The organism is Clostridia bacterium, assembly GCA_026414765.1.
Lineage (GTDB): Bacteria > Bacillota > Clostridia > Acetivibrionales > DSM-27016 > SKW86.
Map to the genome: position 1 here is coordinate 16,803 of JAOAIJ010000003.1, position 26,520 is coordinate 43,322.

The 26,520-nt window shown below is 38.1% G+C and carries 25 protein-coding genes; 6 read left to right on the forward strand and 19 right to left on the reverse strand.

Annotation, left to right across the window (positions count from 1 at the left end; genetic code table 11):
* Positions 1-17: 17 nt before the first annotated feature.
* The 15 genes from N3I35_00140 to N3I35_00210 form a co-directional block, all read right to left on the reverse strand.
* Complete coding sequence (locus tag N3I35_00140; GenBank protein ID MCX8128494.1) at positions 18-1,694, reverse strand: hypothetical protein; 1,677 nt, start codon at positions 1,692-1,694, stop codon at positions 18-20.
* Positions 1,691-2,413: an ABC transporter ATP-binding protein gene (locus N3I35_00145; protein ID MCX8128495.1), complete on the reverse strand. Its 723-nt coding sequence runs from the start codon at positions 2,411-2,413 to the stop codon at positions 1,691-1,693. The genes N3I35_00140 and N3I35_00145 overlap by 4 nt, the downstream gene beginning before the upstream one ends.
* A gap of 130 nt (positions 2,414-2,543) precedes the next feature.
* Positions 2,544-2,951 carry a (deoxy)nucleoside triphosphate pyrophosphohydrolase gene (locus tag N3I35_00150; GenBank protein MCX8128496.1) on the reverse strand — a complete coding sequence of 136 codons (408 nt, stop codon included), beginning with the start codon at positions 2,949-2,951 and terminating at the stop codon, positions 2,544-2,546.
* 198 nt (positions 2,952-3,149) lie between these two features.
* Positions 3,150-4,898 carry an NADH-dependent [FeFe] hydrogenase, group A6 gene (locus N3I35_00155; protein ID MCX8128497.1) on the reverse strand — a complete coding sequence of 583 codons (1,749 nt, stop codon included), beginning with the start codon at positions 4,896-4,898 and terminating at the stop codon, positions 3,150-3,152.
* Between the two features lie 19 nt (positions 4,899-4,917).
* Entirely contained in the window at positions 4,918-6,714 is a 1,797-nt protein-coding gene (nuoF, locus tag N3I35_00160; protein ID MCX8128498.1) for an NADH-quinone oxidoreductase subunit NuoF, read from the reverse strand.
* A gap of 175 nt (positions 6,715-6,889) precedes the next feature.
* Positions 6,890-7,261, reverse strand: a complete 372-nt coding sequence (locus tag N3I35_00165; GenBank protein MCX8128499.1) for a (2Fe-2S) ferredoxin domain-containing protein — start codon at positions 7,259-7,261, stop codon at positions 6,890-6,892.
* Positions 7,245-7,811, reverse strand: coding sequence for an ATP-binding protein (locus N3I35_00170; GenBank protein ID MCX8128500.1), 567 nt, complete (start codon positions 7,809-7,811; stop codon positions 7,245-7,247). The genes N3I35_00165 and N3I35_00170 overlap by 17 nt, the downstream gene beginning before the upstream one ends.
* Before the next feature lie 15 nt (positions 7,812-7,826).
* Positions 7,827-8,321 carry an NADH-quinone oxidoreductase subunit NuoE gene (nuoE, locus tag N3I35_00175; protein ID MCX8128501.1) on the reverse strand — a complete coding sequence of 165 codons (495 nt, stop codon included), beginning with the start codon at positions 8,319-8,321 and terminating at the stop codon, positions 7,827-7,829.
* 319 nt (positions 8,322-8,640) lie between these two features.
* A complete protein-coding gene (metA, locus tag N3I35_00180) occupies positions 8,641-9,558 on the reverse strand; it encodes a homoserine O-succinyltransferase (GenBank protein ID MCX8128502.1) in 918 nt (305 codons plus the stop codon).
* 328 nt (positions 9,559-9,886) lie between these two features.
* Complete coding sequence (gene cysK / locus N3I35_00185) at positions 9,887-10,822, reverse strand: cysteine synthase A (protein ID MCX8128503.1); 936 nt, start codon at positions 10,820-10,822, stop codon at positions 9,887-9,889.
* A gap of 170 nt (positions 10,823-10,992) precedes the next feature.
* Positions 10,993-11,718 (reverse strand): PHP domain-containing protein, encoded by a 726-nt coding sequence (locus N3I35_00190; protein ID MCX8128504.1) that lies wholly within the window; start codon positions 11,716-11,718, stop codon positions 10,993-10,995.
* A 74-nt stretch (positions 11,719-11,792) separates the two neighbouring features.
* Entirely contained in the window at positions 11,793-12,125 is a 333-nt protein-coding gene (locus N3I35_00195; protein MCX8128505.1) for a DRTGG domain-containing protein, read from the reverse strand.
* Between the two features lie 14 nt (positions 12,126-12,139).
* Positions 12,140-13,462, reverse strand: coding sequence for a 4Fe-4S binding protein (locus tag N3I35_00200; protein MCX8128506.1), 1,323 nt, complete (start codon positions 13,460-13,462; stop codon positions 12,140-12,142).
* A 76-nt stretch (positions 13,463-13,538) separates the two neighbouring features.
* The gene (locus tag N3I35_00205; GenBank protein ID MCX8128507.1) at positions 13,539-13,967 is read right to left on the reverse strand and encodes an ATP-binding protein; all 429 of its coding nucleotides are present in this window, start codon (positions 13,965-13,967) and stop codon (positions 13,539-13,541) included.
* Positions 13,964-14,317, reverse strand: a complete 354-nt coding sequence (locus N3I35_00210) for a DRTGG domain-containing protein (protein ID MCX8128508.1) — start codon at positions 14,315-14,317, stop codon at positions 13,964-13,966. The genes N3I35_00205 and N3I35_00210 overlap by 4 nt, the downstream gene beginning before the upstream one ends.
* A gap of 269 nt (positions 14,318-14,586) precedes the next feature.
* Here N3I35_00210 and N3I35_00215 point away from each other — a divergent pair, with 269 nt between their 5' ends.
* Positions 14,587-14,757 (forward strand): DUF1540 domain-containing protein, encoded by a 171-nt coding sequence (locus N3I35_00215; protein ID MCX8128509.1) that lies wholly within the window; start codon positions 14,587-14,589, stop codon positions 14,755-14,757.
* An 87-nt stretch (positions 14,758-14,844) separates the two neighbouring features.
* Here N3I35_00215 and N3I35_00220 read toward each other — a convergent pair whose 3' ends face one another.
* Positions 14,845-16,518, reverse strand: coding sequence for a nucleoside kinase (locus tag N3I35_00220; protein MCX8128510.1), 1,674 nt, complete (start codon positions 16,516-16,518; stop codon positions 14,845-14,847).
* 427 nt (positions 16,519-16,945) lie between these two features.
* Here N3I35_00220 and N3I35_00225 point away from each other — a divergent pair, with 427 nt between their 5' ends.
* The 4 genes from N3I35_00225 to N3I35_00240 all read left to right on the forward strand — a co-directional run bounded on the left by N3I35_00225 (position 16,946) and on the right by N3I35_00240 (position 20,464).
* Positions 16,946-18,547, forward strand: a complete 1,602-nt coding sequence (locus N3I35_00225; protein ID MCX8128511.1) for a peptide chain release factor 3 — start codon at positions 16,946-16,948, stop codon at positions 18,545-18,547.
* Positions 18,548-18,755: 208 nt separating this feature from the next.
* Positions 18,756-19,205, forward strand: a complete 450-nt coding sequence (locus N3I35_00230) for a MarR family transcriptional regulator (GenBank protein MCX8128512.1) — start codon at positions 18,756-18,758, stop codon at positions 19,203-19,205.
* A 12-nt stretch (positions 19,206-19,217) separates the two neighbouring features.
* Positions 19,218-19,919 (forward strand): DUF2461 domain-containing protein, encoded by a 702-nt coding sequence (locus N3I35_00235; protein MCX8128513.1) that lies wholly within the window; start codon positions 19,218-19,220, stop codon positions 19,917-19,919.
* 53 nt (positions 19,920-19,972) lie between these two features.
* Positions 19,973-20,464 (forward strand): pyridoxamine 5'-phosphate oxidase family protein, encoded by a 492-nt coding sequence (locus N3I35_00240; GenBank protein MCX8128514.1) that lies wholly within the window; start codon positions 19,973-19,975, stop codon positions 20,462-20,464.
* Positions 20,465-20,540: 76 nt separating this feature from the next.
* Here the strand turns inward: N3I35_00240 and N3I35_00245 are convergent, their stop codons facing one another.
* The 3 genes from N3I35_00245 to N3I35_00255 all read right to left on the reverse strand — a co-directional run bounded on the left by N3I35_00245 (position 20,541) and on the right by N3I35_00255 (position 23,970).
* Complete coding sequence (locus tag N3I35_00245) at positions 20,541-21,104, reverse strand: nitroreductase (GenBank protein ID MCX8128515.1); 564 nt, start codon at positions 21,102-21,104, stop codon at positions 20,541-20,543.
* Positions 21,105-21,276: 172 nt separating this feature from the next.
* Positions 21,277-22,263: an effector binding domain-containing protein gene (locus tag N3I35_00250; protein ID MCX8128516.1), complete on the reverse strand. Its 987-nt coding sequence runs from the start codon at positions 22,261-22,263 to the stop codon at positions 21,277-21,279.
* A gap of 444 nt (positions 22,264-22,707) precedes the next feature.
* The gene (locus N3I35_00255; GenBank protein MCX8128517.1) at positions 22,708-23,970 is read right to left on the reverse strand and encodes an alkaline ceramidase; all 1,263 of its coding nucleotides are present in this window, start codon (positions 23,968-23,970) and stop codon (positions 22,708-22,710) included.
* Positions 23,971-24,548: 578 nt separating this feature from the next.
* On the opposite strand from N3I35_00255, the gene N3I35_00260 reads away from it, so the two are divergent.
* A complete protein-coding gene (locus tag N3I35_00260; protein ID MCX8128518.1) occupies positions 24,549-25,346 on the forward strand; it encodes a class I SAM-dependent methyltransferase in 798 nt (265 codons plus the stop codon).
* The last annotated feature ends 1,174 nt before the right edge of the window (positions 25,347-26,520 follow it).

A 26,520-nucleotide genomic window follows, 5' to 3' on the forward strand; every position in this document is an offset into this window, starting at 1 on the left:
ATTTCACACCTATATCATTACGTTTCCAGTTTGCTGTAACGATGTTCAGCCAACGCAAATAGTCCGATTGCTGACGGTATGGTTAACAGAACAGTAATTACTATAAGGCTAAGATATACTGTTCCTTCGGATAAACCTAAAAAAATCAGGAGCATGGAAATACCAAAGAGGATTCCCATCATAAACATTGTCAGAAGAATACCGATCAATCCGTTAATATTACGTTTTACAGCCTCCTGAGGATTAGTCCATTCGAGCTTCGGTCTTATCACATCTATCATAAGATTTAGTACAATCAAGAGCACAGATGCAAGAACGGCAATCACAAACAGGATTAAAACCTTGGTTATGGCAACATTCAAAAATGCAATCAGAACAATACCTGCGATAGCAATACCTATTGCCTCGACAGCTACGCAGTGAAATATTTTTGCAAGCACCTGATATTTGGGGGAAACAGGAATCATCTTTGATATCCAGAACATCTGCCCTTCCCTTGATATGGATGTATTCGCTATAATATTCAAATTGGCTCCAAACAGCATTATGCCAAGCGCTCCAAGTGAAATATACATGCTATATCCAGGGTTTTCCATAATCATAAGCATCTTTTTCCCGACTTCCTTGTCTGCAATAAATGGCATTATCACCAGGAACGGAGCCAATACCATCCCAAAAATCCCATTCATTACATAAATGGGCGTTCTGATAAAAAGCTTCCATTCCTTACGGAAAAGTGCCATAACAGGACTTGCCTCAGCTGACTTCTGCCTTGCACCCTGTTTTTCCGTAAGTATTCTACGTTTTCGCACAGTCTCCTGACCGGAAACGAAACTCCTGTAGAATACCCGGTTTCCAAGCCACATAAGCGCAATATACAGTAATACTGATACTGCTATAAACAAAAACAAGTAAGCCAGCCCTTCTGTACCTGATTTGGTTATTCCGTATGTAGCCCATAAACTTGGAGGAAATTTTTGTCCGATGCTTTCGATAATCTTCGACTGTGTTGCCATTAGGTTGTCAATAAACTCCTGCTCGTTTCCCTTAGGCATTCTTTGAAAAAAGAAATTAAATCCTACTGCTGCAAGCAGTCCGAAAAAACCTCCGACTATAGTCAGGAGATCTTTGCTCTTACGTACATTGACAAACCTCATCAGGAGAAGAACGAAAAAGGCACCGATCAACAGTGGAATTGCCGGCATTGTAAGAAATACTACCATACTTTTTACCCAATAAATAAAGCTCTGATCTGTACCCGTTCCATATATTATGAAAGAAGGAACCATAAACAGAAAAAGAATCAGATATTCACTAAACATAATAACAGCAAATTTGCTGCCAAGTACCTGTGATGGCTTTAAAGGCAATGGTATCAGAATATTAAGATCCTTGGCAAAATAGAACGAGCCAATAATGAGAAATATCCCGAATATAAGAATAACCAACTGTCCGCCAACCAGCGACAGGGTCAATACCAGCTCAGGTTTGTTTAAAAGCTTTCCTGCTGTAAACAAGCCATACATAAACAAACTTATCATAACCATTAATGTACCGATTCCAAAAAGTGCACTAATACCTATCAGTATAGGTTCCCAGAGCCGCTTTTTTTCCTTGGTGATTCGGTATTTTAATGCAGATATTCCAAAGTGAATATTCAACGCCGTCTTAAATAAAGTAATAAATGTTTTCATCCTTCAGTCAACTCCAAAAAGATTTTTTCCAGAGATTCTGCCTGATCTCCCTGTCTTAATTCCTCCATGGTTCCCATTGCAACCAGTTTTCCCTTGTTTATAATGCCTATTCTGTCACAAAGTTTTTCTGCTACCTCCAGCACATGGGTTGAAAAGAATACTGTGTTACCCCTTTCACAGTGTTTTCTCATTAATTCCTTTACAAGATGTGCTGATTTTGGATCAAGTCCTACCATTGGTTCATCAAGTATCCAAACAACAGGGTCATGTATCAGGGCTCCTGCAAGAGCTATTTTCTGCTTCATACCGTGTGAAAAGCTTTTTATAAGGTCTCCAGCAGCATCTTGTAAACTGAACATTTCAAGAAAAGTATTCATGCGTTCCTTTCTGACCTGTGAAGGAACCTGATATACATCCGCCATAAAATTCAGGTATTCAATACCTGTAAGCCTGTCAAACAAATCTGGATTATCCGGTACGTAGCTTATACTTCTTTTTGCTTCGATTGTCTGTTTTTGGTTATCAAAACCATTAATAATGATGCTGCCTCCATCAGGATTTAAAAGCCCTACAATCATTTTGATAGTAGTAGTTTTACCTGCACCATTCGGGCCTAAAAATCCGAATATTTCCCCCCGCTTTATTTCCAGATTCAGATTATCAACAGCTTTAACCATACCTTTATTGTAGCTTTTAGAGAGGTTGTTAATGCTAATCATGCTGTGCCTTCCCTTCATTTAGTTTTAGTCGTTTCCATAGCACCTTGAATAATCTTACCAACTTCTAATTATACCATATGTGCCTATCGATCTTTTATATTTATTACGTTTTAGTGTAGGAAAAAGTTCATTAACAATCACAAATTACACCATACCTCTTCATCAGCGCCTTACATGCAGGAATATCAGCCTCTGCCCAGTCATATATCAACAATTCGTCAATATCGACCCATTCAAGCTTTACATGTTCCTTTAAAACAGGTTCACCATGCAGAATTTCACATTCATAAACATGCAGCATGATTTTGTTTTCTCCTATTTCAGAACTTCCTGCAGCCAGAAAACCATTTACCTTTATTTCGATCCCTAATTCCTCCTGCATTTCCCTTTTAAGTGCATCAATATGTGTTTCACCTTTTTCAACCTTACCTCCTGCAAATTCCCACTTGAGGGGTGACTGCATAGCAGCAGACCTCTGTACTGCAAGAACTTTATCATTATTTACTATTGCCGCACCAACAACATGTATTTCACTCATGCACAATCCTCCTAGAAATTATTGCCCGCCCAATATGTTATGTCGACTATATATACTTCTGGATAAAAATAACCAAACTAAAAATAATGGAATAAAAAATAAAGAGGCCATGATTTTACGCAGTAGAATCCGACCTCTTTAATAATATACCTTTGCACTAATTTACATATTTTGTTTTTCCTTCAACTTACCTCATGCTTATTTCTCAGGGTAGTTTTCTCTCTTTTGATAGTGAGTATGCAAAAGGTCATGAGATTTATGGCTACCCGGCTTTTCAAAGAATTCATCATAAAGCATCTTAATTTTAGGATTTTCATGTGATTTCCTTATTGGAGCTTCACGATCTTCCTCATAAATTGCCTTTGCTCTTTCTTTTCTGAGATCTACCCAGCTTCTGACCTGTGCAGGCTGTATAGGCTGACCTCCACCATTTACACATCCGCCCGGACATGCCATAATTTCAACAAAATGGTATTCTGCCTCTCCTTCTTTTATACTCTCAAGCAGTTTTCTTGCATTTCCAAGCCCATGTGCTACAGCAGCCTTCAGCTTCATACCGCCAGCTTCTACAGTGGCCTCTTTAATACCTTCCGTACCCCTTACAGCTTCATACTCAATCGCTGCTACCTTACCGCCGCTAAGGATCTCAGCTACAGTTCTGAGAGCGGCTTCCATAACACCGCCTGTTGCACCAAATATAACTGCTGCACCGGTAGCTTCTCCCATAGGATCGTCAAAATGTCTTTCAGGAAGTTCCGCAAAGTCAATACCTGCTTCTTTTATCATCTTAGCCAGCTCTCTGGTAGTCAATACAACATCTACATCTGCGTACCCAGTTGAAGAAAGTTCCGGTCTCTGAGCCTCAAATTTCTTAGCTGTACAAGGCATGATTGAAACAACAAATATCTTTGAAGGATCTATTCCCATTTTTTGTGCATAATACGATTTTAATACAGCACCAAACATTTGATGCGGTGATTTACAGCTTGAAAGGTTATCAAGGAATTCTGGATAGTTATGCTCACAGAACTTAATCCATCCCGGACTGCATGAAGTTATCAAAGGCAGCTTACCACCATTCTTAATTCTTTCAATGAGCTCCGTACCCTCTTCCATGATTGTGAGATCGGCAGCTGTGTCTGTATCGAATACCTTTGCAAATCCAAGGCGTCTCAATGCTGCAATCATATTGCTTGTTACCCTTGAACCGATTGGCATTCCGAATTCCTCGCCTAAAGCAACTCTTACCGCAGGAGCTGTCTGCACAACTACATGCAGCTCCTTGTTTGCAAGTGCTTCCCAGACTTTATCTGTATCATCCTTCTCACGAAGAGCCCCAACAGGACATACATTTATACATTGTCCACACATTGCACAAGGAACCTCGTTCAGTGATTTACCAAAGGCAGACGATACTATAGTCTTAAAGCCTCTTTCCATTGTGTCGATTACTGACACAGTCTGTATGTTCTTACACATACTTACACAACGCCTGCATAATACGCATTTGTTTGGATCTCTGACTATAGAAGGCGATACTTTATCCAAAGGAAGTTTTGCTGATTCACCCTCAAACCTTATATCCTGTATGTTCAAATCTTCAGCAAGCTTTTGCAGCTCACAGTTTCTGCTTCTTACACATGTAAGGCACTTCTTCTCATGATTTGACAGTATTAGCTCAAGAGTCACCTTCCTTGCTTCTCTTACTGCCGGAGTCTGAGTATTTATAACAAGTCCTTCCGATACAGGATACACGCATGCAGCCTGTAAGCTTTTTGCCCCTTGTATTTCAACTACGCACATTCTGCATGCGCCAATTTCATTTATTTCCTTAAGGAAGCAAAGTGTCGGTATAGATACGTTTGCATGTCTTGCAGCTTCCAATACCGTATAATCCTTAGGAACCTGAATCTTTCTACTGTCTATTGTAATACTTACCATTTCCATTTTTCACACTCTCCTTCCATTAATGATTCTTGAATATTGCCTTGAACGGACATTTCTCCATACAAGCGCCACACTTGAGACATTTATCCTGTTGTATTACATAAGGTACTTTCTTTTCACCGCTTATACAGTTTGCAGGACATACTTTTGCACAAATGCCGCAGCTCTTACATCTTTCAGCGTTAATTACAAATTGCGTCATTGACTTACAAACTCCTGCAGGACACTTTCTCTCATTTACATGAGCCATATATTCATCTTTGAAGTATCTCAAAGTACTGAGTATAGGGTTAGGGGCAGTCTGTCCCAATCCACAAAGTGCAGATGCCTTTATGTTTTTGGCCAGAATCTCAAGCTTTTCTATATCCCCTTCTTCACCTTTTCCTTCTGTAATTCTTTCCAGAATTTCATACATTCTCTTTGTACCTATACGGCATGGAGGACACTTACCACAGGATTCCTCAACCGTAAATTCAAGGAAGAATTTCGCAATATCAACCATACATGTATCTTCATCCATTACGATAAGTCCACCTGAACCCATCATGGAACCTATCTGTATCAATGAATCATAATCTATTGGTGTATCTATCAACTCAGCAGGTATGCACCCGCCTGAAGGTCCGCCCGTCTGAGCAGCCTTGAACTTCTTTCCGTTGGGAATGCCACCGCCGATATCATATACTATTTCTCTGAGAGTTGTACCCATAGGAATTTCAACCAATCCGGTGTTGTTTATCTTACCGCCGACTGCAAAAACCTTGGTACCCTTACTCTTTTCAGTACCCATGCTTGCAAACCATTCCGGACCTTTAAGGAAAATTACCGGAATATTAGCATAAGTTTCAACATTGTTCAAAATTGTTGGCTTTTGCCATAAACCTTTTACTGCTGGGAACGGAGGTCTTGGTCTCGGTTCGCCCCTCTTTCCTTCGATCGAAGTCATCAGAGCTGTTTCTTCTCCACATACGAAGGCACCTGCACCCAACCTGATTTCAAGGTCAAAGCTAAAATCTGTTCCAAATATGTTTTTACCGAGAATACCATAATCCTTAGCCTGATCTATAGCGATCTGAAGTCTCTTTACTGCAATCGGATACTCTGCTCTAACATATATATATCCCTGATTTGAACCTATCGCATAACCTGCAATAGCCATTGCCTCTATTAATGAATGAGGGTCTCCTTCGAGAACACTTCTGTCCATGAATGCTCCAGGATCACCTTCGTCAGCATTACAGCAAACATATTTCTGATCATTCTGGGATTTGCTTGCAAACTCCCATTTCAGACCTGTAGGAAATCCTGCGCCACCTCTTCCTCTAAGGCCGGACTTCTTAACAGTATCTATTACCTCTTCAGGCTTCATTTCGGTTAACACTTTGGCTAAAGCCTTATAACCGTCATATGCTATATACTCATCTATTTCCTCAGGATTTATAATTCCACAGTTCCTTAAGGCAACCCTTAACTGTTTTGTAAAGAAGTCTACACCCTCAAGCGACTTTGTAATATCTGCCTGTTCTTTATCACCAGCAAGTAATCTTTTTACAATTCTGCCCTTTAAGAGATGCTCCTCAACAATTTCCTTTATATCCCCTAACTGAACCATTGTATACATAGCACCTTCAGGATAAACAACAACTATGGGGCCTTCAGCACATAGACCGAAACATCCGGTTCTTACTACTTTCACTTCGTTTTCCAGTTTATTTTTTGCTAATTGTGTTCCTAGTTCAGTTATTATCTTTTCTGAATTTGAGGATGTACAACCTGTACCACCACAAACCAGAACATGCGCTCTATAAAGTTGCATTTATAACCCTCCCTTATTTCAGTTGACAGTTGAAAGTGGACAGCTCGATCATCTTCATACCCATGTTTTCAACGTCTATTATATGTTAATTCCGCATTTGCACTTTCCTCGCTAATCACCAGGAAAGTTACCTTTCGGTTAATAATATTTACCTTTTTGTTTATTTCTTTTTTTATTACTTCAGATCTGATGCTCCTATAGTCAAGTCTGCACATACCCTGCCGTTTACAATATGTTCAGCTACGACTCTCACAGCTTTTTCCGAATCCATTTTAACATAAGTTACTTTGCTGCCATCCGGATTTATCACTTCAATCACCGGTTCAAGCTTACAAACACCTATACATCCGGTCATTGTAACACTTACATTGCCTATATTCCTTTTTTTCAATTCTTCGAGTAATGTATTCATTACAGGTCTTGCTCCGGCAGCAATTCCGCAAGTAGCCATACCAACAACTATTCTCAACCCTTCCTTATTGGTTCTCAGGCTGATTTGTTCCAGTGTTTTCTTTCTTATCTCTTCCAATTCAGCTATAGATTTCATCTAATACACCTCCGAATGTAATCTTTATCCCCTCATTAACGAATTCCTTAATCCAGGCTAGTACATTATACTCAGTGATAGGGACTTCTCCAAGTTTTTCTTTAACTTCAGAAGAATTAAAGCTAAAACTTTCTTTGTTACTATTCAATATAAGCTCAACCTGTATATCAGGATTTGAAAGAATAGTACTTATGACAGTTTCAGGTATATCACCCAAAGGAATCCGATCTATACTGCTTATCCTGAAACTCACTTCCAATTCTGTCCCTTTACCCTTTTCCGATCTGATTTCAAGCTTACCGCCTGCTTCTTCAGCCGAAGCTTTGAATAAAGAGATTCCCAAGCCCACTTTTCTTGTTGTCCTTGTTGTAACAAAGGGGTTTGTCACTTGTGCCAAAAGCTCTTTATCCATTCCTGAACCATCATCCGATACAATTATTTTCAAGCAATCCTTTGCCTGATCTGCATCTATTATCACCTTTATTCTGCCTGCCTTGGCTGTCACAGAATTCTGTATTATATCAGTCAAATGCAAAGATATGTCCTTCATTATATCTCTCTTTTACTATTTATCCTTATATTTTTCTACTATGCCCTCTATATCATCAGGAACAAGTCTTCCATATACGTCTTCATTTACCATTATTACAGGAGCCAATCCACAAGCACCTATACACCTGCAGGCGTCAAGGGAAAATTTGCCGTCCTCTGTGCATTCACCAACCTCAATACCAAGCTTTTCCTTCAATTTATCAAGTATCGGTCCGGAACCTTTTACATAACAAGCAGTTCCCATGCAAACATTTACCTTGTATTTTCCTTTTGGATTCAATGAAAACTGAGTATAAAACGTTACAACTCCATAAATTTCTGTAAGAGGGATATCAAGTCCTTCTGATATCTTTTTCTGAACACTCATAGGAAGATACCCGTATACCTCTTGTGCTTCATGCAGTACAGGAATAAGTGCACCTCTAGTTGTTTTGTACTTTTCGATAATTTCCTGCAGTTTCTGCTCTTTCTCATCTACACATCCACAGCAGCAGTTATTTGTACTCATTCAATCTGACCTCCTAATCTTACTTTGATAGAATTATCTTTCCTATAACCTTATCAACTTCTTTGGCTAAAACTTCTGAACTTGCTAAATAATATGTAAAACACTAGATTATACATACATGTTTGAATATTATTTAACAATGGTTGTTAAGTATTTAACAATTTCATCATTATTATAACAAATATTTTGTTAATATTCAATAAATTTAACAAATAATTATCATTAGGTAATAATTATATTATTAGCCAATAAAACTAACTAGATTATCATTGATGAAATTGTAAAGAATAAAAAACGAGGGGTACTATCCTCTCGTTTTTTATTTTATGTCCTCAATATTAAATGGCGTCTCCTGGTAGACATAATAATTCAACCAGTTACAATACAATAAATTGGCATGGCTTCTCCACAGAACCAGAGGATCCTCAGCAGGATCATCTCCGGGGAAATAATTATTAGGTACGGCTATATCGAGTCCCTTCGCTATATCCCTGTCATACTCGGCTTTTAGCGTAAGGGGATCATATTCGGAGTGACCTGTTACAAAAATCTGTTTTCCGTCTTTAGTTGCCACCACATATACCCCTGACTCCTGAGACTCGGAAAGCACTTCCAATTCTGAAACCTTTTCTATATCTTCCCTTTTAATTTCCGTATGCCTTGAGTGCGGAACATAAAATATGTCATCGAAACCTCTGAACAACTTAATGTTTTTCTTATTCAGCGTATGTGGGAAAATACCAAACATCTTATTTTCAAGAGGATATTTGGGTACCCCGAAGTGATGGTAAAGTCCGGCCTGAGCTCCCCAGCAGATATGAAAAGTTGAAGTGACATTATGATAGCTCCAGTCCATTATCTCTTTAAGTTCATCCCAATAATCGACTTCCTCAAACTCCATGCTTTCTACCGGTGCACCCGTTATTATAAGCCCATCAAATTTCTGTTCCCTGATTTCATCAAAGGTATTGTAAAACTTGATTAAATGCTCTTCAGGAGTGTTTTTTGATGTATGAGTTTTGGGATGAAGCAGTACTATATCTACCTGTAGGGGTGAATTCCCCAGCAACCTCAGTATCTGTGTTTCGGTAGTGATTTTAGTAGGCATAAGGTTAAGTATAGCTATTTTAAGCGGTCTGATATCCTGATGGAAAGCACGATGCTCAGGCATTACAAATATATTTTCATTTAACAGTATTTCATAAGCAGGCAGATTGTCCGGTATTTTAATCGGCATTTCAACTTCCCCCTTGAAGTTTACAGCTCATTTCATATGTAACCACTGTTATCATAAGCCAATGTTACAATAACAGAAAATGTACCCCAAAAAGAAGATCCGAATTCTTCTTAAAGTGCAACTATTATTTTGAATATAACAAATACTCACAATTCCGTGTTTTGTAAGTTTGCATAACAGGTTAATAAATTAGCCTGTACATATAAATTTATAATACTATAGGTTAATTAACAGGTCAAGAAAATATTGCATGCAAAAGGCGGGATATGCTCTATTTAAGCAATTTCCCGCCTTAATAACCAACTTGAGTTTTCAGATATAAGATTAATCAGCTTTCCTGGAATAACACAGTCGACAAGTACCTTTCACCGGTATCAGGCAGAAGAACAACTATTGTCTTACCTTTATTCTCAGGTCTCTTTGCTATCTGAGTTGCTGCAAAGGCAGCTGCTCCTGAAGATATCCCCACCAGCAGCCCTTCACTTTTAGATAGCTTTCTTGAAGTCTCAAAGGCTTCTTCGTTTTTAACCTTAATAATTTCATCGATAACGGATTTGTTTAGAATATCAGGCACAAACCCCGCCCCTATTCCTTGAATTTTATGAGCTCCGGGGTTGCCTCCGGACAATACTGGTGAATCATTTGGTTCAACTGCAATTATTTTTATATCAGGATTTTTTTGCTTAAGTACTTCTCCCACTCCAGTTATTGTCCCACCTGTACCTACTCCGCCGACAAATATATCCACCTGACCGTCAGTATCTCTCCATATTTCCTCTGCAGTAGTCCTCTTGTGAATTTCCGGATTAGCAGGGTTTTTAAACTGTTGGGGAACGTATGAATTCTGTGTTTCCGCAGCTAACTCTTCAGCCTTCCTAATAGCACCTTTCATCCCTTCAGCACCAGGAGTAAGTACCAATTCCGCTCCCAAAGCCTTCAGAAGATTCCGTCTTTCAATACTCATCGTATCAGGCATAGTCAATATTAATTTATATCCTCTTGCTGCTGCAACAAAAGCCAATGCTATCCCTGTATTACCGCTTGTAGGTTCAATAATAACCGTATCCTTGTTTATCAGACCCTTTTCTTCAGCATTCTTAATCATTGCATATCCAATTCTGTCTTTTACACTTCCTGCCGGATTGAAGTATTCAAGTTTTGCTATGAGCTTTGCGTCAATATTATTTGAACTGTTATAATTTGATAGCTCCAATAGCGGAGTATTCCCTATAAGGTCAGTTAAGTTTTTAGCTATATTTGGCATTTAGATTCCTCCATTTTATATTCCTATAATTCCGATATGTTTTATTGGTTTTATTGTAATATAATAAGAAATAATTGTCAATATGTTTTTCAAAAATATATGTTTTATTCCGAGCGGTATACTCAAGTTTAAGCTATTTATTATTTTATTATTATGCATAATTTATGAATTTAGTCAGAATTTTTACCTTCACCGAGTTTGCTTATCAAGCATTCCATACTCAATTCCTCCAGCTCAATAAAGCATTCCCTTTCAAGAATATTACCAAGTGTATGTGCATCAGAAGATCTTATAAAGTTATATCTGTTAAGATAAGAATATTTTTCAAGTAATTCTTCAAGATTACAGCTTTTAGAAATTTCTATAAATTTAAAATCAAGATGCTGCGGAATAAGACCAAGGTTTGATATTACACTATAGGAATTTCTGTCGATATGAGCAGGAATAGCAACTCCCCCAAGCTCCTTTACCAATCTGCATGCATCATCCAAACCTATATTTACTGCAGTTATCAGCATATTTTTGTGATAGCCCACTATTTCATCATATTCATTCATCATTATTTGCTGTCCAAATACTTCGCTGCGGTTATCAATCTTCGGAAGCAGTTCATAGATATACTCCTGCATCCTGAAAGCAGCGACCTTCCCCGGAAAGAGGCATATCAGATGCACCTCTTCCCTGGTTTCAAGCTCCATTCCGGGGACTGCCAATATATTGGCATTTTCTGCACATTTGGCTATGGCACTATAGTTTTCCATAGAGTTATGATCGGTTACTGCAATTATATCCAATCCCTTTAAAGAGGCCATATTTACTATATTATTCGGAGTCATATCATTATCTGAACAAGGCGACAGCGCAGAGTGTATATGCAGGTCTATTGCAACCTTCATAGGAGCCTCCCCCAATAAACATAGATTTTCTTATTTCTTATATTCTATGGCCTTCGTTGGCCATAATTTCAGCTTTACCCTAACAAATTATGAGCCTTCCAGCATATTTCATATGCCCTCACAGTTGTTCCCAGTAAAACCACGCCTTCCTCATTTGCCTTGTTGATTGTATTTTCATCAACTGCAATACCCTCAGGTATGATTACGCATGCAACTTCCGTAAGTAAAGCAACTGCGATGACGTTAAGATGAGTATGGACAGTTATCCATGCATCCCCCCTCGAAGCATGTGACATGACCCAACTCATCAGATCGCATACATACATACCCGAAACTTCTTTATCAAGATTCTTTTCCCCTGCAATTACCTTCATATCCAGCTTTTGTGCAAACTCTTCAACCCTCACAAGTATCAGCTCCTTTAATCTTTTGAATCGGTATTCTTATCCAGAACAGGAGGCATTTTAGCTTCCAACTCCATCATTTGGACTGCCAGATCCCTTACTTTTTCCCTTAACCTGAAAATGCAATCAGTTTCGTTTGCATTTCCTCTGACAATATCTTCAGCAAGAGCTCTGCAGCTGGGAGCACCACAGGCTCCACAATCAAGCCCGGGAAGGTTTTTGTTTATAAGCTCAAGGGCCTCAAGCTTTTTCATTGCCTCACGAATATTTTCATCCAGCTTCATAACCGGCTTATACTCTATTTTTCCTGTCCATACAAGATCATCTTCTGATTTTTCCGACTGGTCGGAAGAAAAGCATTTTTCTTTAGCTTCATCAATTATTTTCTTTAATCTTGTCTTTGCTACATAAACATTCTCTACCGTCAAGGGCCCGCCCAGACACCCCCCGGTGCACGATAAAGCCTCAATAAAATCCACATCATCAAGTCTGTCGTTCTCAATCTCTTCAAGAATCGTTATAACATTATGAATCCCATCAACTGCCAGAAACCTGTCAGTACCCAGCGCGAGGCTTTCCCCACCGGAATTAGCCCAGCGTATTCCCTCAAACCCGGCCTGTTCAAGCCCTTCACACTGCCTTATTTTATTCATACTGTTCAAGAGTTTCATATAAATATCTTTTATTGAAATTACCCCGTCGACAAATGAATCTTTTTTTTCATAAGGGGCTTTTACACTTGTTACTTTTGCTGCGCATGGAGTTATGAAAAACACTCCTATGTCTTGTGCGTCAATACCTTCTGTTTTCGAAATCTTGTTTTTTGATATCTCTGCTGCTACCTCCATCGGAGATTCCAGTCTTACTATATTATCAATAAGGTTCGGAAACCTTACCTGGATAAGCTTGACAACCGCGGGACAAGCCGAGGATATAAGCGGCTTCCTAATTCCTTTTTTTATCAAGAGCTTCCTGGTTGCCGCTGTTACTATCTCTGCTGCACGCGCCACTTCATAAACATAGTCAAATCCAATACTCTTCAACGCGGTAAGCAGCTGGTCCCTGGGGACTGTATTTTTAAACTGCCCATATAGGGATGGCGCAGGAATAGCTATCTTATACCTGAAAGACTTTATCGCACCAAACGGATCGCTTATAGCTTTTTTGGCATGATAGGGACAGACCCTGATACATTCTCCGCAATCGATACAACGTTCATTAATTATCCTGGCTTTACTTTTTCTTACTCTTATCGCTTCTGTAGGACATCTCTTGATACAATTCGTACAACCCCTGCACTTTTCTTCATCAAGAGTAACTGAATGAAAATATGTCCCCATAATGCTTCACTCCATTCTATAAGAAATACATGAAAGTTTATATCTGATTAAAAGTATATTTCCCATATCCCAGTCATTAGACTATATTGACAACAATTGTCACTTTTGTTCCTTTTCCTACTTCAGTTTCAATATTCAGATAATCAGAATATCTTTTTATGTTTGGAAGCCCCAACCCTGCCCCAAATCCCATTTCTCTTATTTTATCCGAAGCAGTAGAGTATCCTTCCTGCATGGCTAACTCAACATCTACTATTCCGGGCCCCTCATCCTTAAAAACTATAGTTATTTTGTCCGCACCGATTTCTACCTCTGCAATTCCGCCGCCCGCATGGATTACCGCATTTATTTCCGCTTCATACATGGCAATAGCAGCTTTTTTTATTGTCAAAGGATTTATTCCTAACTGATTCAAGGTTTTTTTCACATTACTGGATGCTTCTCCGGCAATAGTAAAATCATCTGCAGGTATGGTATAGTGAAGATATATTCTGTCTTCGCTCAATCCCACACCCCCTTTCCCGTTATGCCTGCACTGTATAATTTACCACAGGCTGTAAACATAGGGTTTTTGGTAGTCATCACAGCAATCCCCTTTTCTCTGGCAAGCGCAATAATGCTATTATCCGGCTTCTTCCCTCTCACAAAAACTATTGCCTTTATGTCCATCATCTCTGCTGTTCTCACAACCTGAAGATTCACAAGTCCTGTGAGCATCAATACATTGTCCTTGACATAAGCCATAACATCACTCATAAGATCCGATCCGCACGCAGCTTCTATATCCATCTCAAGATTTTCTTCTCCAGCCAGTAATTCAGCATCCAGAACTTTTAATATTTCTTTTATTTTCATATACTACACCCCTACATCAAATGTTATTATTATTCGGATCTTTTATAAATCGGTACTTAACGCTTATATTCTTTGATGAATAAATTATAACACATTGTTAATTAAATAACTATCAGTAATATATAATATGTTCAAAGAAAAAGACATTGCTGCCGGTCTTTAGTTTTCCTTTGCTTTCATCTGATTTGAATAATTTGCTCATTAAAGACCTATAATAATTCCGACAAGCTCATACTTGTCCAACAAGATACAAAAAGGAGGGTTTATTAATGAGAGTAGAAAAAATGGATCAACCAAATACAGGTATAAAATGTGTTGTTAATACCTGCTACTATTACATGTCAGGCGATCACTGCTCCGCTCAGAGGATAGAAGTACAGCCAAGGAATGCTGCTGATACTCAGGAAACAGACTGCGCTACTTTTGCACCAAAGGGATAAAAACATACTATACCTGAAGGCTGGGGCTTGAGAGAAAAAAAGACTGAAACCCGATAACAAAATCAAGTTCCAGCCCTATTTGCTTTATTAACTGTAGAATACATTTCCACCAATAAACTCTCTGATAATCGAGTTATTTGGTATATCCTTCGAATCAATAGGTAAAAAATAACTCAAGAATTCTATCAGCCTTTTAGCTTCAGAATATTCCGGCTGTGCACTGTCTACCTTTGTCAACTGAGGTTCTGCAAGAGTTTTAAGTACTCCTAGCTCATAAATCAGTGAGGAATTAAACATTATATCAGCTTCTTCCTGGAAGGGGAAAATGTTCCTTATTTCACCCCTCCTCACAGAAGGCCACCGTTTCAATGTATTCAATGCTGAACAGCCTCTGAATTGAAAGTCTCTCACTATCCTTCTGATAACCCTTGTATCAGTTGTAGGTATTCTGTTATGGTCATCTATATTCATTGAAGTCAGTGCACTTACATATATCTTAAACTTGCTCTCCCTCGGAATTGTAGATGTAAGTTTTTCATTCAGTCCATGTATGCCTTCTATGACCATAACCTGATCATCCGCTATACACAAGTTCCTTCCCTTGCTTTCCCTGCACCCGCTGGGAAAGTTGAAAACAGGCACTTCTACTTGCCTGCCTGAAACCAGGTCTGCCAGATGCTGATTAAATAATTTCACATCGATAGCTTCCAATGCTTCATAATCATAATCACCGCTCTCATCCCTCGGTGTATCCTCCCTGTTGACAAAATAATCATCAAGGGAAATTGTTATAGGCTTTATGCCATTAACTCTGAGCTGAATTGCCAGTCTGTTTGCAAACGTAGTCTTTCCTGATGATGATGGGCCTGATATAAGTACAACTTTTTTCTTTTCCTTACTGTTTGAAATCATGTCGGCAATCTGGGCGATTTTCTTTTCATGCAGCGCTTCCGATATCCTGATAAAGTCACCGATACCTCCACCTTTTATTATATCGTTTAAAGCTCCGACATTTTCCACACCTAAAATATGATTCCATCTTTTATATTCGATAAAAATATTAAAAAGTTTTTTCTGTTCTTTAAACTCAGGAAGAACACAGGGATTGCTTTTTTCCGGAAACAGAATAATCAGTCCGGGTGCATGATATTTGACAGAAAACAATTTTATGTAACTTGTATCCGGAACCATATAGCCATAAAAGTAATCATATACCCCTTCACAACTGTAAATCGTTACATAAGGCTTTTCTCTGTATTCAATTGCATGATATCTGTCTTCCCTTCCTCCCTTTATAAAGAATTCCTTGGCATCTTCTTTGGATAAGACCTGCTTTACAAAAGGTATTTTCGCATTTACAATCTCACACATACGTTTTTCAAGCATATTTACTTCATCTTCAGATAGTGTCTTATCACCTTTAACCTCACAGTAAAGGCCTTTACTAATGCTATGGCTTATCGATACTTTTCTTCCGGGGAAAAGATCTTTTACCGCCTTTATCAATATAAAATAAAGACTCCTCCTGTATATCCGCATTCCATCTTCATAAGTCATATCAATAAATTCCACTTTGCACGGTTCACTAAGCTGAAAATTCAATTCTTTTATATCGTTATCCACCTTAGCAGCAACAATAGGAGAACTGTACTTTCCCTCATACTCACGGCTTAATTCAATCAGTGAAATGCCCTCTGGAACATCTTTTTCTTTGCCATCCTGAAAAACTATTTTGATCATTTTTGCATCGTTTTCTTTCATATGCCATGTCCCCTTATGTGTAAGTATTATTATTTCTGCTCTGATATAGTATTCTATACCGATATTATAAATTCCTTCTTTATGTTTAATACATTGAATGAACACTTCTCAGGTGTACCGCTAGTCGGCGTGCGTTTTTTCCGTTCCTGTTGAGCTTATTTATATAGCTTATATTAATAGCTTCTGTTTTAAACCCAGCATCACTACACAAAGTAAATTTCATATTTGGTCAATAAGAAAATATACGTTTCATAAATCCCATATTAATTGACAGAATACTTGACTATAATATAAAATGAAATACGTCTGTGATGCGGACAACAGGCTTTTAGTACCGGGTCGCCGCAGCAATACAGTTTTTCTAGCAAATTTATTGTATCAGCACCTATAAACATAATGATTTAGAACTATAAATGTGGAGGTATAAATGCAAGATATAAAAAGCAAGATAGGCAATGAAGTATCCAGAAGAAAAACTTTTGCCATAATATCTCACCCTGATGCAGGAAAAACAACTATGACCGAAAAGCTTCTGCTTTACGGTGGGGCCATCAGGCTGGCAGGATCGGTAAAAGCGAGAAAGGCAAATAAATATGCAGTATCGGACTGGATGGAAATTGAAAAGCAAAGGGGTATTTCGGTAACCTCCAGTGTAATGCAGTTTGAATATAACAACTATTGTATAAATATTCTTGATACCCCGGGTCATCAGGACTTCAGTGAAGACACTTACAGGACTCTTGTTGCAGCTGATAGTGCCGTAATGCTTATTGACGGTGCAAAAGGCGTAGAAGAACAAACCATAAAGTTATTTCATGTATGCCGTATGAGAGGAATACCTATTTTCACTTTTGTCAACAAAATGGATAGAGCCAGCAAAGACCCTTTTGAACTGATGGAAGAGCTGGAAAATGTTCTGGGTATACGTTCATATCCAATGAACTGGCCTATAGGTATAGACGGGGATTTTAAAGGAGTATATAACAGAAAGCTGTCGCAAATAGAATTGTTTGATGGCGGAAATCATGGTCAAACAGCCGTTTCTACCATTACCGGCAAAGTTGAAGATCAGGTGTTTGCTGATTTTTTAGGTGAACACTATCACAAAAAGCTACGGGAAGAAATTGAACTTCTGGATATAGCAGGAGACGAGTTTGATAAAAAGAAAATCTTAATGGGTGAATTGACACCTATGTTTTTTGGAAGTGCTATGACAAACTTCGGAGTTCAACCCTTTCTTGAAGAATTTCTTGACCTGGCCCCATGTCCTGGAATAAGGACTGCATCAACAGTGGAAGTAGATCCTGAAGGAGAAAAATTTTCAGGATTCATATTTAAAATTCAAGCAAATATGAACCCTACTCATAGAGATAGACTGGCTTTTATGAGAATCTGCTCCGGACGCTTCTCACGCGGTATGTCTGTCTACCATGTACAAGCCGGCAAAGAAATAAGACTATCCCAGCCACAGCAGTTTATGGCTCAGGAACGTACTATTATAGAAGAAGCATATCCCGGTGATATAATCGGTCTCTTTGATCCCGGAATATTTAACATAGGTGATACGTTAAGTGAGGGCAATAACCAGCTTAAATTTGACGGTATACCCATATTCCCTGCCGAACACTTTGCAAGGGTATCAGCCTCTGACTCAATGAAGCGCAAACAGTTCCAGAAGGGGATTACCCAGCTTTCAGAGGAAGGTGCTGTACAAGTATTCAAACAGGTGGATATCGGTATAGAAGAGCTTGTGATAGGTGTCGTTGGAGCACTCCAGTTTGAAGTGCTGGAACACAGATTAAAGGGGGAATACGGAGTTAGCTTGAGAATACAACATCTTCCTTTCAGGTTTGCACGCTGGATTGAAAATGAGGGCTTGGATCCAAAAACTCTAAACCTGACCAGCTCGACAATGATTGCCACAGATAAGCTTGACCGCTATGTACTGCTTTTTGAAAATGAGTGGTCTATTCGCTGGGCAGAAGATAAAAATAAGGATTTAAAACTACTGGATATTGCAAAACAATAAGTAAGTGAAAAAATTTAGTCACCTCAAATATCAGGATCATCTGGTATTTGGGGTGTTTTTACTTCATGCTCCACTTCTCAGATAGTAAATTTATTTCACAATTACTTTATATTCAAAATAACTTTTGACTTTTGTTGTATATACAATTATACTATTTACAACAGGAATAATTATGCAAGAGTAAAACATTTTTATTAGAGGTGTCTTTATGTCACAGTTGCGGCAGGGCGGTTTCTTAATCTCCAAAATACATCAGCTATCGGGAAGGATATTTTCAAAAAAACTAAAAAAACATAATATAAATGAAATCAATCCGGCACAGGGCAGAATACTCTTTGCCCTATGGCAGAAAGACAATATACCCATACAGGAACTGGCAAGGATAACAGCACTTGGCAAGTCTACACTGACGCGCATGCTGGACAGGCTTGAAGAGTCCGGACACCTTATGCGCAGATTTCCAAGCAGTGACAGACGTAAAGTACTGATACAATTAACGGATGAAAATAAGAAAATGAAAGCAGCCTACGAACAGGTATCCAGCGACATGACAGATTTATTCTACAAAGGCTTTGAGGATACTGAGATATTGCAGTTTGAAGGATACCTTAAAAGAATATTTAGCAACCTGGCAGATTTTGAGGGTAAAAAAGAGTAAAGGAGAAGCAGCATGACAAAAAAAACAAACAACCTATCAAATGTTTTCACACCAAAGACTGTTGAATTTCTTGCAGAGCTAAAAATTAACAACAGTAAGGCTTGGTTTGAGGAAAACAGGGAGACATACAATCAATATGTGCTTGGCCCTATGCAAAACCTGGTTATGAGCCTGAGTGGTTTTATGCTGTCAATCGACCCCTGTATTGAAACAACTCCATCCGTGGGAAAAACCATATCCAGAATACATCGTGATATACGGTTTTCCAATGACAAATCTCCTTACAGAAGCAATGTATGGATTACCTTCAAAAGGCCTTCCAGGGAATGGCAGGACGCTCCGGCCTTTTTCTTTGATTTATCCCCCTCCTCCTACTCTTATGGAATGGGCTTTTATGCGGCTGATAAGAAAACCATGGAGAAGTTCAGAGCAATAATAGAGAGCAGGCACGATGAGTTTAGAAACGCAGTTTCAGTCTTCTCTAAACAGGATATCTTTGCAGTAGGCGGAGAAAAATACAAGAGAATTCTGAACAAGGATATCCCTCAGGATTTACTTGACTGGTATCAAAGAAAAGACCTTTATTTTATTTGCAGCAAAAACATAAGCGAAAATCTTTTCAGCAGCAGCCTGGCAAAAGACCTGATAACAGACTTAAGCCTGCTTGCGGATTTTTACAGCTACCTGTACAAGATAAAAGATACAAAATTGTAGATTAACCTGCTCAACAAGTTTATAAGTTAATAAATAAGAAAGGACGTATATATATGTCAGGTGTATATTCTTTTGAAAATGTAGTCAATCTTGCAAAGGAAACATCATCCAAAGATGAATTATCGGCTGAAATCGAAGAAATCCGCTGTAAGTCACTGCAACTCATTGAAAGCTGCGGTATAGCGATGGTAGGTTCAAGTGACGGAGATGGATATCCTAATATCAAAGCAATGCTGAAAATGGAGACAGAGGGTCTGAAAACATTCTGGTTCAGCACCAATACCTCCTCCAAGAGAGTAAAGCAGTTTAAGGATAATCCCAAAGCCTGTGTTTATTTTTCTGATCAAGCTAGTTTCAAAGGTTTGATGTTTGTAGGCGAAATGGTAGTTCTCTCTGATTATGAGTCCAGAAAAAGGCTGTGGAGAGAGGGATTTGAAGTTTATTATCCTCAAGGAGTAAATGACCCCGACTATTCGGTACTATGCTTCACCGCAAATTGGGGCAATTATTATCACGGCTTAAGCAATATAAGTTTTAAAGTATAAAAGGCGTAGTCATACGCCTTTTACTATGCTAATTAAATGTATTTTCTTAAAGACAGCCTTGCAAAGCTATTATCTTCTATAGCCATTTTACTACCGGTTCACGTCTTTTTGACTCTTCAGGAAACCCTTGTGCAGGATAGCCGAATACTATAGGCCCAAATATTTCTTCATCCCCTTTTATTTCCATTGATGCTCTTATGTCATCCGTTAATCCCATTTGACCGAATCCCAGCCAGCAGCTGCCTATTCCCAGTGATTTTGCAGCCAGCATCATATTTTCACATACCATAGGGCAATCATAGGCGTATGAAAGTACTTTCTTACCAATAACAAAGACTATTGCGGGGGCTGAATAATAGATCGAGTCTTCAAGCATTTCGTCAATAGATTTTCTCATCTGTTTGAAGGATTCATCCGCATGCTTCATATAATTCTGATATACGGGTTTTGCGTTTTTTGCCAGCTCTTTTCTTATCTCTTCACTCTGTATTACAACAAATCTCCAGGGCTGCAAATTGGCACCTGTAGGAGCATAGTTCCCTGCTTCAATAATAAGTTCCATGTCTTCCCTGCTGATAGGCTGTATACTAAAAAATCTTACAGACCTGCGTTCTTTTATGTTGCGTATTACCTGATTCATTTTTATCATCCTTTCCCGTCTGTCAAAAGACTTTTTATAATAATATTAATTATAGTATATAGATTTTTCTGAAACCCGGCTTTTAAAATACAACCAAATATTTATATAATACTATCATAATAAAGCAAAACACTGGTAACCCATAGATTACCGGTGTTTTGCTTTATTATGACTATTTTAATTTTGGTTTTACAGGAATTAACAGATCTAATTGCATGCATTTATCAAGTTCCTCGTTGCTTAAGTGAAATTTATTAATGTAGTTCAGATGCTCTTCCAAAAGACCGCCCATACACTCGGAGTTACCCCAATCAGGTTCATATTCCTCATTGTTTTTTGCCCATTCACAAAGCCATCCCCATTCTTCAAAATTCCCCATCTGTATCATATGAGCAGCATATAAACCCCCAGCAAATTTCTTTTTTATAAATGGCTCATGTACTTCCATATTGTCGGGAATTGTGACCCATCTCTCATAACCATGATCGCTCCCGTCTGGGTTGCTTCCATCCGGATGGTTAAAACCGTATTGACGCAAGTCAGGTTTTATTTTATGAAGTTCTGTCTTATCCATGAATTTCTTAAGTTCATATGCCGTATCGTATTCAGGTGTACCACCTATGCGCTGAATAGATGCCACAGTTGCGGGCGGAATATATACTATCCTTACATCAGTTAACTTTGACAGCTTGTCGCTTGCTTTCTTTAAATCATCCATTGTTTTTTCCTCCTTAAAATTAATTTTTGTTACAGTTAATGCATCAATGATTTTAAGTAAGGACTCATCAGCCAATAATCTGTGCTTTATATTTACTTCAGTGTTCTCTTTCAGGCGCGATACAAACTCTTCTAAAATAGATTTTATCGTGGATAAAGCAGTTATTTCATCAGATAGCTCTCTTATCTTATCCAGAAAAATTCTTATCGCATCCGCAAATTCTTCCCTTTGCAGAATTAGTTGAATATCCCGTAACGGAATTCTGAGTTTTCTTAAAATAATAATCTGTTTCAGCCTGTTAAGAGAATTTTCATCGTACGAACGATATGCATACCCGTCCATTTTTACACTTTGAATTAATCCGATCTGCTCATAATATCTTATGGTTCTGGTAGATATATTAAAGCTTTTCGATACCATGCTTATTGTCTGTAAGTCCATAGTATCCCCCTTTCAGAAATCAGTATAAAGTGCGACGCGACGTCAAAGTCAAGTGCCAAGTGAATATTTATTTAGCTTTGATTTACAGATTTTTTTATCCGGCAAATTGTTTTACATTGCAATTCAGTTATCCCGACAAACACATCCATAAATTCCAGCATTCGTTTGAATATATCAAAATGTTTTCCTATAACCATACAAAAATTTCTTATCCATTACTACTATCCAATAGTTCTTTAACGTATCATCAGGTACTAATTCTCAATTATATCAATTTACCATAAGCTAGCAGCAGCTTCAATACCTTTTCAGAAGTAAAAAAACGTGACTTCCAATTTGGAAATCACGTTTTTGGTGAACTATCCGTTACTCGAACGCAAGACACCTTGATTAAAAGTCGCGTGTATTAAAACATTCGTTATAAATTCGCTGATTGTGCGTATTTCACACTCTATTCTTTCTTAAACATCCATATTTCCATTTCTTTCCACTCCAATTTTCAGCTACTGTTTTGACTAACTTGTCCGATGTATCACAGTTTAATGGCATAACCCTACCGTGGTAAACATAATAAATTAAGTATGAGTGCAAAACTTCATATCCTCCCTTATCATATTCTTCAGCGGTTGGAAGATAACCGTCACATCCATTTGTATATCCTCCAAAATAGAAAAAGTTACTACTGGATGCCTTAACTGCATTAACAGCAAGTTCACACATTATTTCATTTGCAACGCCACAGAAACACCCATCATCAACAATGAAATACTGAATCTCTATATCTACACTTTGTTGTTTTACGTTTTCATTGTGCAATCGAGCAACCTCTTCAAGCCACTGTGTACCATCAATATTGTTTTCCCTCATGGCTTCCTCTGAAATTGCCTTGGCTCGTTCTAGTGTAGGAACATCTGCAAAGAAAGTTTCCTTTTGTGAAAACATAGATAGTATATTAATTTTGTTGGGCTTAAGGCTATCAACACAAGTAGCGATAGCATCCCTAATGGCAAACGCCATATTATCCAAAGCTTCTAATGAACCATTATATTTGGGTTTGACATTCCCAGAGGCACCTTGTGTTATCATAACTTTGCATCCATATTTTTCTTCAAGCAGTTCTCTTGTAACTCCAAAAAAATCTGACGATATCAGGAAGTTATCTTGAAGCAACACATTAGCATGAGCTGTAACTCTTAAAATAAGTAATCGTAACTGTTTGGTGTCAGTATCTACAATTTTAAGAACACCTACACGTCTATCTAAAATACCATGAGCATTACGTCGGTTTAGTCCAATATCAGCTTCTGCCATCCCCCATACTGCTTTGATTGATGAAGTGTTTTTTTCTGCCTCACTCACTCCGAACAGAATCTGTTTACAAAGGAAGTTAAAATATTCTGGTTCGAGGCTGATATTAGGTGCACTATGCGTATGACTAAAGCATAACATAACCTTTTCACGTGTAATACCAAGCTTGTTTCCTATCTCATCACGTAACAGGTTTGCATCCCGGCACATAAATCCTATATGGTCGATAGCTACAAGACAGCACATTCCTTCATTTGAATGCCATACTGAGATCTGGGCAAACAGTCTGTGCAGTATTCCCCTTGATAAATTATCTTTTCTGTTAAAACCAACGGTTTGAACATTAGACGATGGAGTAATATCCACCTCTGCGAATCCTAATAATATGTTGTTTTTCATAACTTTGCTCCTTAAATAAAAAATTTGGTATTTAAGAAATGCAAAGCCCAATTTTGGACGGTAGGTCTTACCGCTCCATACAACCACCGTCCTATATCAGACAATGCATGGAGCAAAAACAATGCACAACGGCTGTAAGCTCATAGTAAACACCTCGATTTCGTTTGCTCTTAAGCTACTAAATCCTTTGCCTGGCTATAACAATATTAATAGTATCATAATTATTATGGAAAAAAAAGAAAGAAAAATTGTACATATTTCACCGTTTCAAGTGCTGTAACACACACCGTTATTACCCGATTTCATACTTTTATTAAGACGGTTTTTACGGTAGGTTGCAACGGGAGGATTTATTATGATAGATATATGAGTTGCTCTGAATGAGCGTTTTTATATTTGTTGACTGTAAAATAGTAGCAATGATATAATCAGTCGATGGTTAAGTATTATGAGAGGAGGCGGTTCTATGGCAACAAAAGTCAAAAAATATGAGGTGCTTGATTTATAAACTTCTCTTTTCACCATAACCATGTGAATTGAGTATAGTTTATAATATATTTACAAATAAGGAGATTATTATGGACTATATAAAATCCAATAAGGAAGCCTGGGAAGAAGCGTTTGAACACCGCTCACGAGGGTGGGGGGAGGACTTATCCATAAGATTACAAAATGAACCCTACCCTTTTCTCGAAAAAGAGCTTATTGAGGAACTACATGAATTCGATTTCACTAATAAGACTATAGGTCAATTTTGCTGTAATAACGGTAGAGAATTACTATCAATTATGAAATTTGGTGCTAAACAAGGCATAGGATTTGATATCGCTGAAAATATGGTTGCATGGGCTAATGAGACTGCACAAAAAACAAAATCAAATTGCTCCTTTGTCGCATCGAACATTCTTAATATTGGCGAGAAGTATTATAACAGCTTTGACTTTATCTTTGTAACCATCGGAGCCTTAACATGGTTCCATGACTTAAGTTTATTTTTTGAAAAGGTAACTTATTGTCTAAAAGCTGGTGGAATGTTGATTATCAATGAAATGCACCCTGTTACAAATATGCTTGCATTTGCAGGGGAAGAAAATTATGATGAAGAAAACCCGAGCAAACTGGTAAATTCCTATTTTAGACAGGAACCATGGGAAGAAACCAATGGTATGGGCTATATGTGTGAATATCCATATAAATCAAAAACTTTTTATAGCTATTCCCATACTTTTTCTGACATCGTAAACGCATTAAGTTCCAATAAAATAATGCTTTCAAAGCTACGTGAATTCCAACATGACATATCCGGTAGCTTTGGAAATTTAAACAATCTCGGCATACCCCTATCCTATATTCTTATAGCTAAAAAGTTAGGTTAGTGTGTATCCGTAATAAAACTCTATATAAATAGCCGGATTGTTTTGTAATAGCTACATAAGTGAGATTTCCTTTGAGGCGAAAGTTTAAATGACTTTTGTCTTTTTTCATACTCACTTTTAAGCAAACACTTTGCTCTTACCTGTTAAATTCAAAACAACATAACAGCAACATTTAGTATAGAATCATAAAACTATAGCGTATATTTTTGACAGGCTTAATCCAATATCAGACACGGGGTACTCCCCGCCATACAGTAGGGCGTACATAACGTCATTCCGACAAATATAACGGAACGAATTATATACACCCACCACAGTCCACTAACCACCGTATCACACGCCCATATCATTACTTGCAACTATATTGTCCCTTTGAAAATTGGGACATTTCGGAATTTATGCAAATACTCTCGGCTCTCATTTTCGCAAATGTGTGGTATTAAGAGGTCTTATGAAGGTTCCGGCGCTTATTATACTTCATCATAGCGTGTTTGGAGCCGTCCACAGTCAGCTGTCCACCATATAAGCATAAAAGGATTGACTTAATTTAACAGGTAATTGGCGTTTGATTAACGAAAAAAGCAGACACTATGATTAGGTCAAAACACATAAAAATCTGATTGCTGGAATTTCAATGAAAAGAAAAAACGTGATCCCCAATTTGGAAATCACGTTTTTGGTGAGCTATCCGCGACTCGAACGCGGGACACCTTGATTAAAAGTCAAGTCGTTAACTTTTTCAATTCTCAGAAAATGGCAAACCCCACAACGTGCTATTTCAAGCCATTTCTTTGATTGGCACTTCCCCATTTTCCAGCAACTTCAAGCACAAGTCAAGGGCAAGGGTGATAAGGAGCGAATTGTACCTCTTGGAACATATACCCAAAAAGCTATGTTAAAATATCTTAATTTCCTACGCCCCCAGCCCGCTCTTGATAGTATCAAGAATTTACTGCTTTGCAGTGATGGCAAGCCGACAACTAAGGAAACAGTAAAATCTATGGTTGTTAGGCTATCAAAAGCGATTAACATTCCCGGCCTCCATCCACACCTATGCCGCCACACATTCGTAACACGGTATCTAATGGCAGGAGGCAACCTGTTCACTCTACAGAACATCCTAGGTCATACAAGTCTTGAAATGGTGCGGAATTACTCACACCTAGCTGCCAGC

Bases quoted from the DNA above. Each gene is read 5' to 3' on its own strand.
- N3I35_00250 (MCX8128516.1), bottom strand. From the start codon at position 22,263: ATGGACTTACAGACAATAAGCATGGTATCGAAAAGCTTTAATATATCT.
- N3I35_00155 (MCX8128497.1), bottom strand. From the start codon at position 4,898: ATGGAAATGGTAAGTATTACAATAGACAGTAGAAAGATTCAGGTTCCT.
- N3I35_00165 (MCX8128499.1), bottom strand. From the start codon at position 7,261: ATGAAATCTATAGCTGAATTGGAAGAGATAAGAAAGAAAACACTGGAA.
- N3I35_00225 (MCX8128511.1), top strand. From the start codon at position 16,946: ATGCAAGATATAAAAAGCAAGATAGGCAATGAAGTATCCAGAAGAAAA.
- N3I35_00210 (MCX8128508.1), bottom strand. From the start codon at position 14,317: ATGAAAATAAAAGAAATATTAAAAGTTCTGGATGCTGAATTACTGGCT.
- N3I35_00245 (MCX8128515.1), bottom strand. From the start codon at position 21,104: ATGAATCAGGTAATACGCAACATAAAAGAACGCAGGTCTGTAAGATTT.
- nuoE (MCX8128501.1), bottom strand. From the start codon at position 8,321: ATGAGTACAAATAACTGCTGCTGTGGATGTGTAGATGAGAAAGAGCAG.
- metA (MCX8128502.1), bottom strand. From the start codon at position 9,558: ATGCCGATTAAAATACCGGACAATCTGCCTGCTTATGAAATACTGTTA.
- N3I35_00235 (MCX8128513.1), top strand. From the start codon at position 19,218: ATGACAAAAAAAACAAACAACCTATCAAATGTTTTCACACCAAAGACT.
- N3I35_00215 (MCX8128509.1), top strand. From the start codon at position 14,587: ATGAGAGTAGAAAAAATGGATCAACCAAATACAGGTATAAAATGTGTT.
- N3I35_00240 (MCX8128514.1), top strand. From the start codon at position 19,973: ATGTCAGGTGTATATTCTTTTGAAAATGTAGTCAATCTTGCAAAGGAA.
- cysK (MCX8128503.1), bottom strand. From the start codon at position 10,822: ATGCCAAATATAGCTAAAAACTTAACTGACCTTATAGGGAATACTCCG.
- N3I35_00200 (MCX8128506.1), bottom strand. From the start codon at position 13,462: ATGGGGACATATTTTCATTCAGTTACTCTTGATGAAGAAAAGTGCAGG.
- N3I35_00150 (MCX8128496.1), bottom strand. From the start codon at position 2,951: ATGAGTGAAATACATGTTGTTGGTGCGGCAATAGTAAATAATGATAAA.
- N3I35_00230 (MCX8128512.1), top strand. From the start codon at position 18,756: ATGTCACAGTTGCGGCAGGGCGGTTTCTTAATCTCCAAAATACATCAG.
- N3I35_00260 (MCX8128518.1), top strand. From the start codon at position 24,549: ATGGACTATATAAAATCCAATAAGGAAGCCTGGGAAGAAGCGTTTGAA.
- N3I35_00145 (MCX8128495.1), bottom strand. From the start codon at position 2,413: ATGATTAGCATTAACAACCTCTCTAAAAGCTACAATAAAGGTATGGTT.
- N3I35_00140 (MCX8128494.1), bottom strand. From the start codon at position 1,694: ATGAAAACATTTATTACTTTATTTAAGACGGCGTTGAATATTCACTTT.
- nuoF (MCX8128498.1), bottom strand. From the start codon at position 6,714: ATGCAACTTTATAGAGCGCATGTTCTGGTTTGTGGTGGTACAGGTTGT.
- N3I35_00190 (MCX8128504.1), bottom strand. From the start codon at position 11,718: ATGAAGGTTGCAATAGACCTGCATATACACTCTGCGCTGTCGCCTTGT.
- N3I35_00220 (MCX8128510.1), bottom strand. From the start codon at position 16,518: ATGAAAGAAAACGATGCAAAAATGATCAAAATAGTTTTTCAGGATGGC.
- N3I35_00170 (MCX8128500.1), bottom strand. From the start codon at position 7,811: ATGAAGGACATATCTTTGCATTTGACTGATATAATACAGAATTCTGTG.
- N3I35_00255 (MCX8128517.1), bottom strand. From the start codon at position 23,970: ATGAAAAACAACATATTATTAGGATTCGCAGAGGTGGATATTACTCCA.